Genomic DNA, 16,427 nt, shown 5'->3' on the forward strand with positions numbered 1-16,427 from the left:
CAATCAGCCCAGCCTCTTCCGCACGGCGACCACGGCTGCGGCGAGCACCGCGGCGGTTCCAATCCGCCGCCGTGCCGTCCGTCGTCGGCCGTGCCATCCCCCGCCCACGGAAGGCCTGCGGACCATCTGCGACGCCTGGCTGAGGTTTCCGGAGGTCAAAGGTGCGGACCGCCGCCGGGACAACTGGCGCGTGTCCACTTGGCGGGCGGTGGCCGCTTCTACCGCACCAGGTGCCAGCTTGTGCTGCAAGACCAGGAGCCGGCCCGCCAGGCCTCCCGCGACGAGCTCCCTGCGCGGGTGTTCCACGAGCCTCACCACGGCTTTCGCAACCCGCTCGGCCGTGTAGACCGGGGGCATGGCCATCGGGCGGCGCCCGGTGTAGTTGGCGGCGTTCTGGTAGAAGGGTGTGTCAATGGTGGCGGGGAGGACCGTGCACACGTGCACCCCGGCCACGCCTTCACGAGCCAGTTCGGAGCGCAGGCTGATGCTCAGCGCTCGCACCGCCGCTTTGGACATGGAGTACGCGGCTGAGTAGGGCAACGGAATTTCCGCAACCACTGACGCAACGTTGATCAGGACACCGGACCCTTGGGCGCGCATGCGGGGAAGAGCCGCCCGCGCTCCATTGACGTAACCGGAGATGTTGACGTCAAGCACCCGCTGGAAGTCCTTCGGCGGAATCTCGGTCAGCAGTCCGAATGCACCCACCGCGGCATTGTTGACCCACACATCCAGGCCGCCGAACTCTTGTTCTGCACGCGCCGCCAACTCCTCCATCCCGCCCACGTCCGTTACGTCGGTGGGGACGGCGATGGCTTTCGCGCCGCGTCTCCTGCAGGCCCCAGCCACGTCCTCCAGGGATTCCGCTCCCCGGGCGGCCAAGACCAGCCGGGCCCCCTTGGCGGCGAAGCGAAGGGCCGTGGCGCGCCCGATCCCGCTGGAGGCGCCGGTGATCACCACAACTGGATTTTTGACGCGCATTCGGCTTCCCTTTCTCTCCGCGGACGGCCCTCGCATAAAACTAAGCAGGCTTAGTGTTTGATGCTACCGATCACGGCACGGCCGGACAACGGCCGCTGGCTCAGCCGGGTTATGCACCTAATGGAAGGCGGATTTTCCGGTGACGGCCCTGCCCACAATAAGAGAGTTGATCTCGTAGCTGCCCTCATAGGTGTAGAGGATTTCGGCGTCACCGAAGAGCTTGCCCATCTCATAGTCGCTGCTGATGCCGTTACCGCCCAGCAGCGAACGACCCATGGCCACCGAGGCCCGGGCCAGCCTGGTGACCGTGGCTTTGGCCATGGCCGCCTGGACCATCTCCAACTTTCCCTCCTGCTGGACGCGCGCCAGCTGCGCCATCAAGGCCAGCGAGGCAGACGCGTTGCCCAACATATCGGCGAGTTGCTGCTGGACCAGTTGGAAGCTGGCCAATTCCTTGCCGAACTGGCGCCGGTTCAGGGCATAGGCCCGCGCGATGTCGAAGGCGGCCAGCTGGATTCCGGCACCCTGCCAGCCAACCCAGGCGCGGGAGTCGCGCAGGAGCTCGTTTGTCCGGGAGAAGCTTGTGGCTCCGGGCAGCAGGTTTTCCGCCGGAACCCGTACATCATCCAGCACAATGTCCGCGTTCTGCATGATCCGCAGGCCGATCTTGTGCGTAATTTTGGTGGCCGTGTAGCCTGGCCTGTCCGTCTCCACGATGAAGCCCTTGATCTCGCCGTCCGCCACATCCCGCGCCCACACCAGCGCGAAGTCGGCGATAGTGGCGGCTCCGATCCAGCGCTTGGCACCACTGAGGACCCACTCGCCGCCGTCCAGCGTGGCCGATGTTTCCAGCCCGCCGGCAATGTCTGAGCCGTGGTCGGGCTCCGTCAGGGCAAAGGCGCCCAACTGGCTGAAGGTTTTCAGGCCCGGCAGCCACCGGGCCTTCTGTTCGTCGGAGCCCAACTCGCTGACCATCCCGAGGATCAGTTCATTATGGATACCGGCGAGCGCTGACAAGGACACGTCCGCACGGGCCAGCTCAACGTACATCAGTCCCTTGAACAGCGCGGAACTGCCGTCCAGCTGGAGGGCGCCGAGGCCATGTTTTCCCATGTCCGCCAGCAGCCCAAAAGGAAACTCTTCACGATTCCAATACTCGATGGAGGGCTGCCGTACCGAGGATTGGAGGAACTCGCGGATGCCAAAGTACCTGTCCCGTTCAGGAGGCGCGAGGAGGTCAACAATGTACATCAGGTCGGCATCCGGAAAGGGTGGCACTCCCTTGTCTCCCCTGGCCCGCACTGGCATTGGTCCCCCCGCTCTGCCGAAACAGCATTACCAACCATTGGATGTCCTAGTATATTGCACAGACCCCGCAACGGGTGAGGTGCATCACATCTGCGAAAGGCTGCTTATGGCCACTCCGCTTCCCCGAGACCCCATCGCTGACGCCCGCCGGAACTGGGAAAATAACGGCTGGGCGGAGGAGGCGGCGCCAATGGCAGCTATCACCGCCATCATGCGGACCCAGCAGATCCTGCTCGCCAGGATCGAATTAGCACTGAAGCCTTTTGGACTGACGTTCGCACGCTACGAGCTGCTGGCCCTGTTGAGCTTCGCCAGGAACGGGTCCCTTCCAATGAAGAAGGCCAGCACACTCCTCCAGGTCCATCCCACGTCCATCACCAATGCGGTTGACCGGCTGCAGGAGGCCGGGCTGGTGCGCCGTTCGCCGCATCCGACGGACGGCCGCACCACATTGGTTGAGCTCACCGCCGAGGGCCGCACCTTGGCGAAACGTTCGACGGCGGCACTCAACGCCGAGGTCTTCGGCGCCTCCGGCTTCGGGCAAGAGGATATCGATCAGCTGATCCGGATACTCGGGAACTTCCGCCGGAACGCCGGCGACTTCATCGGTCCCTGAAAGGGCCGGACGGTCTGAACGAGCCGGACATCCCGAGCCGGCCCGAGGAGGGTCAGCGTGGCGTCTTGGCGCGTTTGATCCGCCGGGCAACGAGCAGCACCACGGTGACGCCGACAGCAGCATAGACGGCGTAGTTCAGGAAACGGGAGTACTCCTCGATCAACCGGTACTGGGTGCCCAGCAGGTACCCGAGCCCCAGCAGCAATCCGTTCCACAGCCCGCTGCCGGCGAGCGTGTAGATGGTGAACATTCCCAGCGGCATGGCTGCAGCTCCGGCCGGAAGGGAAATGAGGCTCCGCACGCCGGGAAGCAACCTCCCGAAAAAGATCGACGAGCGTCCATGCCGGCGGAACCAGCCGGCCGCGTGTTCAAAGTCCTCCCGGTCCACCAATGGAAGCTTCGATAACCCGCGGATGGACCGCTCCAGTCCGAGCTTGGCCCCGAGCCAGTACAGGAACAGGGCGCCAAGATACGCACCGAGGGTGCTGGTCACAAATACGAGGACCAGGCTCAGGGAGCCCTGCCTGGCCAGGTAGCCGGCCAACGGCAGGATCACTTCGCTGGGGATGGGCGGCACCACTGTTTCAGCGAGGGTGAAGAGCCCCACACCCCATTCTCCGAGCTGCTCGATGCCCCGCGCAGCCACGCCCACCAGCCCGGTCAGGTTATCGGCCGAACCGCCCGCGTCCGCTGCTGTCCCCCACATAGAACGCCCCTCTGTCCGCGCCGCCGCCATACTGTTCTCGCGGTCTTGTCTACCTTACGCACCTGTGTAAAAGCTGGGCCCGGCGCGGCGGCCGCACCCAGCTTCATCGCCGGCCACCGCTCCCTGGCCCCAGCCCGGCCCGGGCCAGCGATCAGGCAGGCTTGGCCCGGACGTGCATCCGCTCCCCCTGTGTGCCGAAGAGGCTCAGGAACTCCACCGGGTTGCCGTCGGCACGGCCGAACCAGTGCGGGACCCTGGTATCGAATTCCGCGGCTTCCCCCGCATTAAGCACCAGGTCCTGGCCACCCAGGACCATCCGCAGCTTTCCGTTGAGCACATACAGCCACTCATATCCTTCGTGCACTTGAGGGTTGGGTTCCTCCAACCGTCCGGCGGGCAGGATGTGTTTGTAGGCCTGGATGCCGCCAGGTTTTTTGGTCAGCGGAATGATGGTCATTCCCCGTACTTGGAGGGGCCGCAGGTGCACCCGGGGATCTCCTGTGGCCGGAGCGCCCACCAGTTCATCCAGCGGAACCTGGTACGCCTTGGCCAGCGGCAGCAGCAACTCGAGGTTGGGCCGGCGCTGGCCGGACTCCAGCCTGGATAATGTGCTCACGGATATGCCCGTGGTTTCGGCCAATGCTGTGAGCGTGATGCCGGTTGCCCGCCGAAGGGCCCGCAATCTGGGACCCACCGCGGCCAGGACATCGTCAATCTGTTCCTCCATTTCCCCATATTGCCATTCCGGCAAGATACTTTGCCAGCACCGGCGGGGGTGGAACACCATGGCAACCATGACAAACCACAACTCATCAATCTCTGACGTCCTGATCATTGGCGGCGGCGCGGCCGGCCTCAGCGCGGCACAAATGCTCGGCCGGTCGCGCCGCTCGGTCCTGGTACTGGACAGCGGCGAACCCCGCAATGCCCCTGCCCAGGGGGTCCATGGGTTCCTGTCCCGTGATGGCTTCAGCCCCGCGGAACTCCTGGCGACCGCCCGGGCCGAAGCAAGGGAGTACGGCGTCCGGACCATCCATGGCGAGGCTGTGGCCGCGGCCGGAAGTGTTGCCGAAGGCTTTGCCGTCACCGCTGCGGACGGCCGTGTCCTGCGGGCGAGGCGGCTCCTGATCACCACCGGCCTGGTGGACGAGCTGCCCGGGATCCCCGGACTCCGCGAGCGCTGGGGCAGGGACGTGCTGCACTGCCCCTTCTGCCATGGCTGGGAGGTCCGCGACCAGGCAATCGGCGTCCTTGGAAATGGTCCCTGGTCTGTGCATCAGGCGTTGCTGTTCCGGCAGTGGAGCGCCAACATCACGCTGTTCCTGAACGAACTTGTGCTGCCCTCCGCCGAGGAACTGGAGCAGCTGGCCGCCCGTGGCATCAAGGTTGTTGCCGGCATGGTCGAATCGCTCCGGGTGGAGCAGGACCGGTTGCGCGGCGTTGCCTTGGCAGGCGGGCCGGAAGTGGCCGTGGATGCCGTGGTGGTAGGGGCGCAGGTCCGGGCCCGCCTGGACGCGTTCGCCGGCCTCGGCCTGAAGCCGGAACCGCATCCGATGGGCATCGGGAATTTCCTGCCGACGGATGCCGACGGAGCCACCGACGTCGCCGGCGTATGGGCGGCAGGCAACGTGACGGATGTGCGCGCGCAGGTACTGGCGTCAGCAGCGGCGGGCGCCTGGGCCGCCGTCGCCATTAACAACCACCTGATGGCGGAGGAGATGGCAGCAGACCTGTCCGCCTACCGGCAGTCGTTGATGCTTAACGGTGCCGGAATTCGGGCTGGCGTTTCTCAGTGAACGCCGCCATGCCTTCCTTTTGGTCCTCCGTGGCGAAGAGCGAATGGAAGAGCCGGCGCTCGAATACCACTCCCTGGGTGAGGCCCGTTTCAAAGGCCGCGTTCACGGCCTCTTTTGCCACCATGGCCACGGGTTTGGACTTGGACGCGATCACGTCCGCGGCCTTGATGGCCTCGTCCACCACATCCTCGGCTGGAACCACTCGGGACACCAGGCCGCACCTGTCGGCTTCCTCCGCGCCGATGAACCGGCCGGTGAGGATCAGGTCCATCGCTTTGGCCTTGCCTATGGCCCGGGTGAGCCGCTGTGACCCGCCCATGCCGGGCAGCACGCCCAGGTTGATCTCGGGCTGGCCGAACTTCGCGTTGTCCCCGGCAATGATGAGATCGCACATCATGGCCAGTTCACACCCGCCGCCCAGCGCGAACCCGGAGACCGCTGCGATGGTGGGAATGCGCAGCCGGGTGAAGTCCTCCCAACCCCGGAACCAGTCCGCGGTATACATGTCCATGTAGCCTTGGGCAGCCATTTCCTTGATATCGGCGCCGGCGGCGAAAGCCTTGCTGGAGCCGGTGATCACCACCGCTCCTACCGCGGGGTCGGAGTCCATGGTGCGGACGGCCTGCACGAGCTCTTCCATGGTGGCCTTGTTCAGGGCATTCAGCGCCTGCGGCCGGTTGAGCGTCACCAGCCCCACCCGGCCGCGCTGTTCCACCAGGATGTTCGTGTATTCCGTCATTCAGGGCTCCCGTCGTCCTGTGCTGCACTGTTTGCTGCGGTCGTTGATGCCGTTCCTGGGGCTCCGCCGGCAACATTTGCGGTCTGGTTTTTGTTTCCCGCTCCATCAGGACCATCGGATCTGTCCCGGATGTCCGTGATGATTCCGGAGAAGTCCCGGCCGGCGCCGCCTTCCGCGGCAAACGTATCGTAGATTTCGGCGGCGAGCGGACCTACCCGGGCTGCCACTCCGGTGCTTTGCAGTGCATTTACGGCAAGTTTGAGGTCCTTGGCCATCAGGGCTCCGGCAAAACCGGGCTGGTAATCGCGGTTGGCCGGGCTGGTGGGGACCGGCCCCGGCACGGGGCAGTTGGTGGTCAATGCCCAGCACTGACCGGATGCTGCCGATGCCACATCAAACAGTGCCTGATGGCTCAGGCCCAGCTTCTCCCCCAGGACAAAGGCTTCGCTCACGGCTATCATGGAGGCACCCAGGATCAGGTTGTTGCAGATCTTGGCAGCCTGCCCCGCGCCATGGGCACCACAGTGCACCACCCGCTTGCCCATCACTTCCAGCAGCGGACGCACTGCCCCGAAGTCCTCAGGATCTCCGCCCACCATAAACGTCAGCGTCCCGGCCTCTGCACCCACCACCCCGCCGGAAACCGGAGCGTCCACCGAGCGGTGGCCGGCGTCGATAGTCAGCCGGGCCGCTTCACGCGCTTCGTCCACATTGATAGTGGAGCAGTCCAGGAACATGGTTCCGGGCGACGCCACCTCCAGCAGGCCCGGAACGCCGTCGCTTCCCTGGTAGGCGTCCAGCACATGCCGGCCGCTCGGGAACATCGTCAGGACAACCTTGGCGCCGGACGCTGCGTCAGCGGCGCTGGCAGCAACCGGAATCCCGGCCGCCCGCGCTGCGTCGAGCGCGGCAGGCACCACGTCGAAACCGGCCACGGTGTAGCCGGCTTTGACCAGGTTCACCGCCATGGGCCCGCCCATGTGGCCAAGGCCCAGGAACGCGATGGTGTAGTCCTCAGGCACGGTCCGTCTCCTTCACTCCAAGATCCAGTTCCCTGCTGCCCAGCGGTTCAAAAAAGCGCTCCACCTGTTCCGGCAGCACCTCAGCAAGAGTCAGCGGGATCCAGCGCGGCGTCCGGTCCTTGTCCACCACCTGCGCCCGGATCCCCTCGCGGAAATCGGGCGCTGCCAGGAAGCGCAGTCCCACCCGGTACTCCTGGGCCAGGGCCTCATCCAACGTCATCCCCTTGGCGCGCCGCAGTGATGCCAGTGTGACTTTTACGGACGTGGGTGACTTCGCCTCGATGGTATCGGCGGCCTGGGCGGCCTCGCCGTTTCCTTCGCCGTCGAAGCTCCGGAGCCTGCGGACGATCTCCCCGGCGTCGTCGAAGGCGTAGCAACTGTCAATCCAGTCGCGGTGCTGCTCCAGGGTGGAGGTCGGTGCGGTTTCGCTGCAGCGCCCGACGGCGGCTTCCGCAGTTTCGCTTTCCAGCGCCAGCATCAGCTCCTCAAGCCTGGTAGACGGGACGTAGTGGTCGGCGAGGCCGAGGTACAAGGCATCGGCCGCACTCAAGTGCGCGCCGGTCAGCGCCGCGTGGGTTCCCGCCTCCCCGGGCGAGCGGGACAACAAAAGCGTCCCGCCGACGTCGGGCGCAAAACCAATGGTGGTTTCCGGCATGCCCATCCGCGTACGTTCCGTCACCACCCGCACAGAGCCGTGTGCTGAGATTCCCACGCCCCCGCCCAGGACCAGCCCGTCCATCAAGGCGACGTATGGCTTGGGATAGCGGGCGATCAGCGAATTCACCCTGTACTCCGTTTGCCAGAAGTCTGCAGTCTGCCCGCCGCCGGCGAGCATGTCCTCATAAATGGCCACAATGTCGCCACCTGCACACAGGCCACGTTCCCCGGCCCCGCGCACCACAACCGTGGCAACGCCGTCGTCGTCCGCCCATGCGGTGAGCTGCTCCAGAAGCGTCCCCACCATCCCGGCAGTCAGGGCGTTCACTGCGCGGGGCCTGTTGAGGGTGACCACCCCCAGCTGCCCCCGGCGCTCAAACAGCACCTCGGAATTGGTGTCCGTACCGGTTTGCGTGCTGTCCGCCATCAACTTCCTTCCGGCATCACGAAGCTGGCCCCGTGCCGTATCCCTGACGGCCACCGCGTGGTGACCGTTTTCGTTTTGGTATAGAAGCGGAAGGCGTCGGCGCCGTGCTGGTTGAGGTCGCCGAACCCGGACGCCTTCCAGCCGCCGAAGGTGTAGTAGGCCAGGGGCACCGGGATGGGCACGTTGATGCCCACCATGCCCACATCCACCCTGGTGGCAAAATCCCTGGCGGCGTCCCCGTCGCGGGTGAAGATGGCCACACCGTTTCCGTACTCGTTCCGGCTGCAGAGCCGGAGGGCTTCATCGTAGTCGGCAGCCCGGACCACGCTCAGGACGGGGCCGAAGATTTCCTGCCGGTAGATGGCCATCTCCGGTGTCACATGGTCGAAGAGGGTGGGGCCCACCCAGAAGCCATCCTTGTAGCCTTCCACCGTGACGCCCCGGCCATCCGCCAGCAGGGTTGCGCCCTCGTCCACTCCCGCCTGGATGCAGCCCTCGATCCGCTCCTTGGCGGCGGCGGTGACTACCGGGCCGAAATCCGTGGCCTGGTCCAGGCTGTGCCCCACCTTGAGCGACGTGATCCGTTCCTGGAGCCTGGCTACCAGCTTGTCAGCTGTTTCCTGCCCCACCGGAACGGCCACTGAAACGGCCATGCAGCGTTCCCCCGCGGAGCCGTATCCGGCGCCGATGAGGGCGTCCGCGGCCTGGTCCAGGTCCGCGTCCGGCATAACCACCATGTGGTTTTTGGCGCCGCCGAAGCACTGAGCCCGCTTTCCTTGGGCGGCGGCGGTGGCGTAGATGTATTGGGCAATCGGGGTGGAGCCGACAAACCCGATGGCCCTGACAAGGGGGTCCTCGAGGAGGGCGTCCACGGCTTCCTTGTCCCCGTTGACTACGTTGAACACTCCGTCCGGGACGCCCGCTTCGGAGTACAGTTCGGCCAGCCGCAGCGGCACGGACGGGTCCCGTTCGGAGGGCTTGAGGATGAATGCGTTGCCCGCAGCCAGGGCCGGGCCGGACTTCCACAACGGGATCATGGCGGGAAAGTTGAACGGGGTGATTCCGGCCACCACGCCAAGGGGCTGCCGCAGCGAGTGGATGTCTATCCCGGCTCCGGCCTCGGTGGAGAACTCGCCCTTGAGCAGGTGCGGCGCGCCGGCGGCGAACTCCACCACCTCGAGTCCGCGCTGGATGTCTCCCCGGGAGTCGGCAAGGGTCTTGCCGTGTTCGGAGGACAGCAGCCGGGCCAACTCCTCCATGTCCCGGTTGACCAGGTCCACGAACCGGAGCAGGATCCTCCCCCGGCGCTGCGGGTTCATGGCCGCCCATTCCTCCTGGGCCTTCGCGGCAGCGGCCACGGCGTTGTGCACCTCGTCCCGGCTTGCCAGCGGCACGCCTGCCTGGACTGCGCCGGTGCATGGATCAAAGACGTCGCCGAAACGGCCGGACATGCCTGCCGCCTGTTGGCCGCCGACGTAGTGGGAAAGCTCGCGCACCATGAGCAGACGCTCCTTCGCATGTGACCTAAGCCATTTCTGGTTGCGAATATACTCGGGCTTCCAACTAAACTCCACCACTCCCTTGCGCCCCGGATGGAGCCTGTAGGCGGCTGCCGCAGCCTGCTTTACCGGCGGCAGCACGGCCAAGGTAAGTTAGGAACTGTGAAGATTGCTACCTGGAATGTGAATTCGCTCCGTGCCCGTGCCGACCGTGTGGAAGCCTGGCTCCAGCGCAGCGACTGCGACGTGCTGGCCATCCAGGAAACCAAGTGCAAGGACGACAACTTTCCCTGGGAGCTCTTCGAACGGATGGGCTACGAAGTGGCCCACTTCGGCGTCAACCAGTGGAATGGCGTGGCTATCGCCTCCCGCGTGGGCCTCGAAGACGTTGAGCGCACGTTCCTGGACCAGCCGTCGTTCGGCAAGGCCGGCACGGATCCCGTGCAGGAGGCCCGTGCCATGGCCGCAACCTGCGCCGGCGTCCGCATCTGGAGCCTTTACGTTCCCAACGGCCGCTCCCTGGACGATGAGCACATGCCGTACAAGCTCAAGTGGCTGGAAAGCCTGAAGACGCACGCCCAGGAGCTGGTGACCCGGAACCCCGAAGCCCAGGTGGCGCTGATGGGCGACTGGAATATCGCCCCGTTCGACGAGGACGTGTGGGACATCGATCTCTTCGTCAACAACCGCTACACGCACGTCAGCCCGCCCGAGCGCGCCGCGTTCCATGCCTTCGAGTCGGCCGGTTACACCGACGTGGTGCGGCCCTACACTCCCGGCCCGGGCGTCTACACCTACTGGGACTACACCCAGCTGCGCTTCCCGAAGAAGGAAGGCATGCGGATCGACTTCATCCTGGCGTCCCCGGCCCTGGCCGCACGCGTCACCGGCGCCGCAATCGACCGCGAGGAGCGCAAGGGCAAGGGCGCCTCGGACCACGCCCCCGTGCTGGTGGAACTGGCCGACTGATGACGGAATCCTGGACCCATTCAAGGAGACCGTGATGACGGGAAACCTCTACCGGGGCCAGGCCGGCCTGCCATTCTCCTCAACCCTGCGCGTCTACGAACCGCTGGATGCCTTCCCGGAGGAGCAGCGCGCCGCGATCCAAGCCGCAGGGGCGCGCTCTGCCTCCCGTGCCGCCGTCGAAAACGCCGAACTGCTGGCATCGCTGGGACGCATCACGCGATCCGGCGGTGATCCTTTCCCCACCGGGCGAACGGACCTGGTGCGCGTCACCACTGCCCCGGCTGGGCCGGGCGGAACAGACGACGCCGGCGACGACGAGCCGGTGCTGCTCTACTGCCCCAGCCAGCTGGTTTTGCGTGCGGGCCTGGCTGCCAATGCCCTGATGGAGGGGATCCACGGTCCGCTGGCGGAACTGCTGATTCCGGAGGAGCAGCGGGACAAGCACCAGGAACGGATCGATCAGGTGAAGGCCCGTGACGGGTCCATCCGCGTGCACACCCGCGCGTCCACCTGGGGCATTCCCTTCAGCTGGTTTTCCCTTTTTATGGAACAGGACCATAAAGACGTGGTGGAGGCTGCCGGCAGGATTCTCACAGTCCGCGTGTGGGCACCCATCACCGAAGCGCTGGAGCGGGCCCGCTACGCCGTGGCCAACCTGGCACTCGCGGCGCCGGACCTGGATATGCTCGATGACCTGGCCCAGCTCACCGAGTGGCTGGAAACGTTCCACGTGGAATCGATGGTGGAACTGGACTACGGCGCGGTAGCGGACAAAGTGTATCCGGACGATTCACCCATGGACATCCGGCTTGGCATCGAATGCCTGGCGGAGGGCGACATGACGGGCGCGGCGGCGGCCTACCGGCGCCTGGCCTCCCGCTGGATCCCCATCCGGCAACTGGCCCGTGCTTCCTGAACGGGGCTTCCTCAACCGGTCAAAACCCAAGTTAACCGCTAGGACTGCGGCGGCGCCGTCGTCCTTCTGATGATCAGTTCATGGGGCGCGACGGCGGACTGCACTGATCCTGCGGACCCGTCCAGTTCGTCGAGGAGCATCTTGGTGGCCAGCTCGGCCTGCTCGTCGGGCCGCTGGCCCACTGTGGTCAGGCCCATGGCGTCGGCAAAATCGTGGTTGTCGATGCCCACCACCGAGACTTCCTCCGGCACCCGGATGCCCAGCCGCGAGGCTTCAAAGATGACACCCATGGCCATCTCGTCCGAGGCGCAGAAAATGGCTGTTGGTTTATCCCCGGGCTTCGCCCAGAGCCGGCGGAAAGCCTCCTGCCCGCTGCGGACCGTGAAGTCCCCCCACTCGTCCCATTCAGGGCGGGTGGGGAGGCCGGCAGCGGTCATCACATCCTTGAAGGCCAGGATCCGGACGCGCGGAACATCGAAGTTCAGGTCCGTTTCGTCGTCGCCGTGCAGCAGCGCGATGTTCCGGTGGCCGAGGTCGATCAGGTGCCGCACGGCTGTGGAGGCGGCGGCGTAATCGTCGATGCCGATGTAGGCGCACTCTTCCACGTGCCCGCCCACCACCACCAGCGGGATGTCGATCTTCTGGAGGTGGTCGAGTTCGTCATGGGACAGCGCCATACACAGGACCAGCAGGGCGTCGATCTGTTTGTAGACCATGGTCTTGCTGAAGAGCCGCTCCCGGTTGCTGCCGTGGCCGCCGAGGTTGAAGAGCGACAGGTTGTAGTTCCGGGCGTGGAGTTCCCGGTCCGCCCCCTCGATTGCTTTGGAGAAGAACCAGCGGCTCACGAACGGGGCGAGCACGCCGATGGTCCTGGTTCGTCCCGTGGCCAGGCCGGATGCGGAACTGGAAGCTACGTAGCCCAGGTTCCCGGCTACCTCGAGGATTTTTTCCCGGGTGGCGGGCGACACCCGGGGCAGGCCGCGGACGGCCCGCGAAACCGTGGCAGTTGAAACCCCCGCTGCCGCGGCCACGTCCTCGATGCTGACACCGCTGTGGCCGCCCCGTTGGGACCTTTCACTTGTGCGAGCCACGGTGCCCCCTCAATACTTCCTGCAGGCCTCCGCCATGCTTGGTGCGATGCCCCCACGCCATAGTATTTGCGGCGCCTGAGTGTATCGCAGTGTTACTTTTCGGCCCGATGCCCGGTAGCGGCAGGTCAAGCGCGTACCCTACCTCCGGTCTGGAAGCTTCCGCCGCAGCCGTACCATCCCGTAGATCGCCAGGAGAGACGCCAGCAATCCCAGTGCCCAGCCCAGCGCGGGCTGTGCCGTCACTTCCATCCAGACCGTGACAACGAGCAGCACCACCGCCCAGAAAGCGAGGAATCCGATGATGATGTCGAAGTCTTCCCCGGACCTCATCCGGCGGCGGTCACTTCCCGCCCCCGTGGACCGGGGGCGGGAAGGGCTGTTCGTCACTTGACCGCACCTGCCGTAAGGCCGGCAACGATCTTGCGCTGGAAGACCAGCACGAGGATCACCAAGGGGATGGTGACGATGGTGCCGGCGGCCATGATGGCCGTGTAGGGGATCTGGTTGGGCTGCGCGCCGGCAAAACTGGCGATGGCAACCGTTACTGGTTTCGTAGCCTCACTCGAGAGCTGGCTGGCGATCAGGAACTCGTTCCAGGAGGAGATAAATGCCAGGATCGCCGTCGTGAAGATCGCCGGAGCCGCAAGTGGCATGATCACCTTCCGGAACGCCTGGCCCTGCGTGCAGCCATCAACACGGGCTGATTCCTCCAGCTCCCACGGCATTTCGCGGAAGAAGGAGGTCAGAGTGTAGACGGTGAGCGGCAGGACGAAGGAGATGTTCGGAATGATCAGGGCCTGGTAGGTGCCCATCCAGCCGATGTTGGTGAAGAGCTGGAAGAGCGGGGTGATCAGGGCAACGCCGGGGAACATGGAAGCACCCAGGATGAAGCCCAGCACCAGGTACTTGAACCGGAAGTTCAAGCGTGCCAGTGCGTATGCGGCGAAGACGCCGATCACCAGCGAGATCACCGTGACGGTCACTCCGATAAAGATGCTGTTGAGCAGCGCTTGACCGAATTTGTTGCCGAACGATGTATCGAAGGCAGTGATGAAGTTGTCCAGCGTCACGTGCGTCGGCCAAGGCGTTGTATCGTACGTGAACCCCACCTCGCGGAAGGCCGTGACCACCATCCAGTAAGCGGGTGCCAGACACCAAATCAGGATAACGGCGGCGCTGATGTAGGTGCGTGCCTGCGCCCACTTTTCCCTGTTCTGGGCAACCTGCCGCCCTTTGTCCTGGCGTGCCCGCAGGCCTGAATCTGCTGTTGCGGCGGTCATTTTTTACCCTTTCCTGTCGCTCCACTTTGCTCAACTACATTCGCCCCGAGGAAGCGGACAAAGATGAACGCCACCAGGAAGATGATGATGAACGTGATGGTCGACAAGGCAGCCGCAGCGTTGAACCCTTGCCTGATCTGGTTGATCACCAGGATGGACAGGGTGGTGGTGTTGTTGGCACCGCCAGTGAGGATGTACGGCAGGTCGAACATACGCAGTGCATCCAGGGTACGGAACAGGATGGCCACCATCAGAGCCGGTTTGACCAGCGGAAGGGTGATCATCCGGAACCGCTGCCACGCAGTGGCTCCGTCCACCTTGGCCGCCTCATAGACTTCGGCGGGAATCATCTGCAGGCCGGCCAGAATCAGGAGGGCCATAAACGGGGTGGTCTTCCAGGTGTCAGCGATGATGACTGCCCACTTGGCCGGCCATTCGCTGCCGGTCCAGAGGATGCTGACGTTGAACAGCTTGTTGATGATTCCATTGAAGTCGAACATAAAGAGCCACAGCTGTGCGGTGACGGCCGTGGGGATAGCCCAAGGGACGAGGACGGCCGCGCGGACCAGGCCGCGGCCTTTGAAGGTACGCGCCATGATCATGGCCATCCAGAAACCTAGGACAGTTTCGAAGGCGACCGTAATGACAGTAAAAATGAAGGTGGTGCCGGTAGCCGTCCAGAATTGGCCGGCCAAGGTACCCGGCGGACAGGCTACTGTGCCGCCACCCTGGGCTGCACACTGCTGCGCCAGCCAGTTCACATAGTTCTGGATGCCGGCCGGTCCGCCCTCAGTGAAGAGACCTGTGGCCGGATCCAGCCCCGCGTCCTTCGTGAAGGACATCACGATGGCACTGATGATCGGGTAAACGATGACTACGCCCAGGGCAATGACGGTGGGGGCAAGGAGCCACGATGCCCAGCGGCCCTGGCTCGCAATCCTGTTGTCCTCACCTACGCCTTTGGGTGCCTGGTGGACTGGAGTCCCGCCCGACGCCGGCTTGGTGACCGGCGTCGGGCCTAATTCTGTTGCCATGGCTGAATTACGATCCTGCGCTTGATGACTCGATGGACTTCTGCATGTCAGAGAGTGCCGTCTCGACGGGCTTCTCGCCCTTAAGAGCTGCGTAGGCATTCTCCTGGATTGCCTTTGTGACCGCCGGGTAGAAGGGCGTCACGGGGCGCGGTACCGCGTTCTGGATGGACGTCTGGAGAACACTCAGGTAGGGCAGTTTAGCCACCAGCTCCTTGTCCTCGTACACCGAGGTCAGGATTGGAGCCAACGAAGCCTGGTTTGCAAAGAACTTCTGGTTTTCCTCGGTCTCGATGTACTTGATGAAGTCCAGTGCCGTGGCCTTGTTCTTGGAGTAAACACTGATGGCTGCGTTATGCCCACCGAGGGAGGACGCACCGGGGCCGTCCTTGCCCGGCAGGGGCGCCATTGCGAACTTATCCTTTACAGCAGACGATCCCTCAGTCGTGATCAGGCTGTAGATGTAAGGCCAGTTGCGGTGGAAGAGCAGGTTGCCGGACTGGAAGGCGCGGCGGCTCTCCTCTTCCTGGTAGGTGATTGCCTCCTGCGGAATGTTGCCGTCGGCGTATGCCTTAACCAGGTTCTCCAGGCCAGCCTTTGCCTCAGGCGTGTTCAGGCTCGGCTTGCCTTGGTCATCCAAAACGGATCCACCGGCCGAGTTGATCGCCTCAGAGGCGTTAACCGTCAGGCCCTCGTACTGCTTGTATTGCCCGGAGTAGCACCCGATGTTGTTGGCCTTGGCAATCGAGCACATGCTCATCATTTCGTCCCAGGTCTTGGGTGGCGTTGGGACGAGGTCCTTGCGGTAGTAGAGGATGCCGCCGTCGGAATCCTTCGGTCCAGCGTACAGCGTGCCCTTGTAGGTGGAAGCCTCAACCGGAGCCTTAAGCATTTTCGAGGTGTCGATCGCCATCTTGTCCTTGAGCGGCTGCAGCCAGCCCTTGGCAGCGAACTCAGCAGTCCAAATGACGTCTACGCTGACCACGTCATAGTCGGACTGCTTAGCCTGGAAGTGCTGGACCAGGTCGTCGTGCTGCTGGTCCGCTTTGTCTGTCTGTTCCTTGAACGTGACCTTTTCATCAGGATGCGCTGCATTCCACTTCTCGATGAACGGACGGACCACGTTGTTGTTGTCCTTGCCCTGTACGTAGGTAATGGGACCCCGGCCGTCCAGGTTGGCTTCGGCATCACTGCCACCGCCGCCACCTCCGGTGGTGCCGCCACCGCCTCCGCCACAAGCGGACAGGGTAAGGGCCAGGATGCCGGCAGTCGCCGCCGGAAGTAGGAATCTACGGGTTTTCATTAGCTTGAAGCTCCTCGCTGAGTGACAAGTAAGTACACGTTGCGCTTGCTAGGTGAGGTTGATGTGGTGACGCTCACACTAGTAAG

The 16,427-nt window shown here is 64.4% G+C and carries 17 protein-coding genes; 4 read left to right on the plus strand and 13 right to left on the minus strand.

Features of this window, described 5'->3' with window-relative positions; all coding sequences use genetic code 11:
* Window positions 1–3 precede the first annotated feature (3 nt).
* Window positions 4–981, minus strand: a complete 978-nt coding sequence (locus QF038_RS17925; protein WP_307611866.1) for an SDR family oxidoreductase — start codon at window positions 979–981, stop codon at window positions 4–6.
* 117 nt (window positions 982–1,098) lie between these two features.
* Window positions 1,099–2,232, minus strand: coding sequence for an acyl-CoA dehydrogenase family protein (locus QF038_RS17930; protein WP_373461658.1), 1,134 nt, complete (start codon window positions 2,230–2,232; stop codon window positions 1,099–1,101).
* A gap of 163 nt (window positions 2,233–2,395) precedes the next feature.
* Between QF038_RS17930 and QF038_RS17935 the strand changes: the two genes are divergently transcribed.
* Window positions 2,396–2,905 (plus strand): MarR family winged helix-turn-helix transcriptional regulator, encoded by a 510-nt coding sequence (locus tag QF038_RS17935; RefSeq protein ID WP_307611870.1) that lies wholly within the window; start codon window positions 2,396–2,398, stop codon window positions 2,903–2,905.
* Between the two features lie 52 nt (window positions 2,906–2,957).
* On the opposite strand, the gene QF038_RS17940 is transcribed toward QF038_RS17935, so the two are convergent.
* Both QF038_RS17940 and QF038_RS17945 read right to left on the minus strand, forming a co-directional pair.
* On the minus strand, window positions 2,958–3,611 hold the full coding sequence (locus tag QF038_RS17940; protein ID WP_307611872.1) for a DedA family protein: 654 nt from the start codon (window positions 3,609–3,611) through the stop codon (window positions 2,958–2,960).
* Window positions 3,612–3,762: 151 nt separating this feature from the next.
* Window positions 3,763–4,338, minus strand: a complete 576-nt coding sequence (locus QF038_RS17945; RefSeq protein WP_307611874.1) for a helix-turn-helix domain-containing protein — start codon at window positions 4,336–4,338, stop codon at window positions 3,763–3,765.
* 67 nt (window positions 4,339–4,405) lie between these two features.
* Between QF038_RS17945 and QF038_RS17950 the strand changes: the two genes are divergently transcribed.
* Window positions 4,406–5,407, plus strand: a complete 1,002-nt coding sequence (locus QF038_RS17950) for an NAD(P)/FAD-dependent oxidoreductase (RefSeq protein WP_307611876.1) — start codon at window positions 4,406–4,408, stop codon at window positions 5,405–5,407.
* Here the strand turns inward: QF038_RS17950 and QF038_RS17955 are convergent.
* Genes QF038_RS17955 through QF038_RS17970 form a run of 4 tightly spaced genes read right to left on the minus strand, consistent with a single transcriptional unit; the run spans window position 5,370 to window position 9,751 of the window.
* A complete protein-coding gene (locus tag QF038_RS17955; RefSeq protein ID WP_307611878.1) occupies window positions 5,370–6,146 on the minus strand; it encodes an enoyl-CoA hydratase in 777 nt (258 codons plus the stop codon). The two genes, QF038_RS17950 and QF038_RS17955, sit on opposite strands and share 38 nt — an antisense overlap.
* Entirely contained in the window at window positions 6,143–7,126 is a 984-nt protein-coding gene (gene mmsB / locus QF038_RS17960; RefSeq protein WP_373461659.1) for a 3-hydroxyisobutyrate dehydrogenase, read from the minus strand. Before mmsB ends, QF038_RS17955 begins: the two co-directional genes overlap by 4 nt.
* Before the next feature lie 34 nt (window positions 7,127–7,160).
* Window positions 7,161–8,252 carry an enoyl-CoA hydratase/isomerase family protein gene (locus QF038_RS17965; protein WP_307611883.1) on the minus strand — a complete coding sequence of 364 codons (1,092 nt, stop codon included), beginning with the start codon at window positions 8,250–8,252 and terminating at the stop codon, window positions 7,161–7,163.
* Entirely contained in the window at window positions 8,252–9,751 is a 1,500-nt protein-coding gene (locus QF038_RS17970; RefSeq protein WP_307611884.1) for a CoA-acylating methylmalonate-semialdehyde dehydrogenase, read from the minus strand. The genes QF038_RS17965 and QF038_RS17970 overlap by 1 nt, the downstream gene beginning before the upstream one ends.
* Window positions 9,752–9,913: 162 nt before the next feature.
* On the opposite strand from QF038_RS17970, the gene QF038_RS17975 reads away from it, so the two are divergent.
* Window positions 9,914–10,720 carry an exodeoxyribonuclease III gene (locus tag QF038_RS17975; protein ID WP_307611886.1) on the plus strand — a complete coding sequence of 269 codons (807 nt, stop codon included), beginning with the start codon at window positions 9,914–9,916 and terminating at the stop codon, window positions 10,718–10,720.
* Window positions 10,721–10,754: 34 nt separating this feature from the next.
* A complete protein-coding gene (locus tag QF038_RS17980; protein WP_091421007.1) occupies window positions 10,755–11,636 on the plus strand; it encodes a hypothetical protein in 882 nt (293 codons plus the stop codon).
* A 38-nt stretch (window positions 11,637–11,674) separates the two neighbouring features.
* Here the strand turns inward: QF038_RS17980 and QF038_RS17985 are convergent, their stop codons facing one another.
* The 5 genes from QF038_RS17985 to QF038_RS18005 form a co-directional block, all read right to left on the minus strand.
* Entirely contained in the window at window positions 11,675–12,727 is a 1,053-nt protein-coding gene (locus tag QF038_RS17985; protein WP_307611889.1) for a LacI family DNA-binding transcriptional regulator, read from the minus strand.
* A 138-nt stretch (window positions 12,728–12,865) separates the two neighbouring features.
* Window positions 12,866–13,114 (minus strand): hypothetical protein, encoded by a 249-nt coding sequence (locus tag QF038_RS17990; protein WP_307611891.1) that lies wholly within the window; start codon window positions 13,112–13,114, stop codon window positions 12,866–12,868.
* On the minus strand, window positions 13,111–14,007 hold the full coding sequence (locus tag QF038_RS17995; protein WP_307611893.1) for a carbohydrate ABC transporter permease: 897 nt from the start codon (window positions 14,005–14,007) through the stop codon (window positions 13,111–13,113). Before QF038_RS17995 ends, QF038_RS17990 begins: the two co-directional genes overlap by 4 nt.
* Window positions 14,004–15,041 carry a carbohydrate ABC transporter permease gene (locus QF038_RS18000; RefSeq protein WP_091420997.1) on the minus strand — a complete coding sequence of 346 codons (1,038 nt, stop codon included), beginning with the start codon at window positions 15,039–15,041 and terminating at the stop codon, window positions 14,004–14,006. Before QF038_RS18000 ends, QF038_RS17995 begins: the two co-directional genes overlap by 4 nt.
* A gap of 7 nt (window positions 15,042–15,048) precedes the next feature.
* Window positions 15,049–16,341, minus strand: a complete 1,293-nt coding sequence (locus QF038_RS18005; RefSeq protein ID WP_307611895.1) for an ABC transporter substrate-binding protein — start codon at window positions 16,339–16,341, stop codon at window positions 15,049–15,051.
* Window positions 16,342–16,427 lie beyond the last annotated feature (86 nt).

It is taken from the genome of Pseudarthrobacter sp. W1I19 (assembly GCF_030817835.1).
Taxonomy (GTDB): domain Bacteria; phylum Actinomycetota; class Actinomycetes; order Actinomycetales; family Micrococcaceae; genus Arthrobacter.

Coding starts and splice junctions, on each gene's coding strand:
- QF038_RS17925 (WP_307611866.1), bottom strand. CDS start 981: ATGCGCGTCAAAAATCCAGTTGTGGTGATCACCGGCGCCTCCAGCGGG.
- QF038_RS17930 (WP_373461658.1), bottom strand. CDS start 2,232: ATGTACATTGTTGACCTCCTCGCGCCTCCTGAACGGGACAGGTACTTT.
- QF038_RS17935 (WP_307611870.1), top strand. CDS start 2,396: ATGGCCACTCCGCTTCCCCGAGACCCCATCGCTGACGCCCGCCGGAAC.
- QF038_RS17940 (WP_307611872.1), bottom strand. CDS start 3,611: ATGTGGGGGACAGCAGCGGACGCGGGCGGTTCGGCCGATAACCTGACC.
- QF038_RS17945 (WP_307611874.1), bottom strand. CDS start 4,338: ATGGAGGAACAGATTGACGATGTCCTGGCCGCGGTGGGTCCCAGATTG.
- QF038_RS17950 (WP_307611876.1), top strand. CDS start 4,406: ATGACAAACCACAACTCATCAATCTCTGACGTCCTGATCATTGGCGGC.
- QF038_RS17955 (WP_307611878.1), bottom strand. CDS start 6,146: ATGACGGAATACACGAACATCCTGGTGGAACAGCGCGGCCGGGTGGGG.
- mmsB (WP_373461659.1), bottom strand. CDS start 7,126: ATGGGCGGGCCCATGGCGGTGAACCTGGTCAAAGCCGGCTACACCGTG.
- QF038_RS17965 (WP_307611883.1), bottom strand. CDS start 8,252: ATGGCGGACAGCACGCAAACCGGTACGGACACCAATTCCGAGGTGCTG.
- QF038_RS17970 (WP_307611884.1), bottom strand. CDS start 9,751: ATGGTGCGCGAGCTTTCCCACTACGTCGGCGGCCAACAGGCGGCAGGC.
- QF038_RS17980 (WP_091421007.1), top strand. CDS start 10,755: ATGACGGGAAACCTCTACCGGGGCCAGGCCGGCCTGCCATTCTCCTCA.
- QF038_RS17995 (WP_307611893.1), bottom strand. CDS start 14,007: ATGACCGCCGCAACAGCAGATTCAGGCCTGCGGGCACGCCAGGACAAA.
- QF038_RS18000 (WP_091420997.1), bottom strand. CDS start 15,041: ATGGCAACAGAATTAGGCCCGACGCCGGTCACCAAGCCGGCGTCGGGC.
- QF038_RS18005 (WP_307611895.1), bottom strand. CDS start 16,341: ATGAAAACCCGTAGATTCCTACTTCCGGCGGCGACTGCCGGCATCCTG.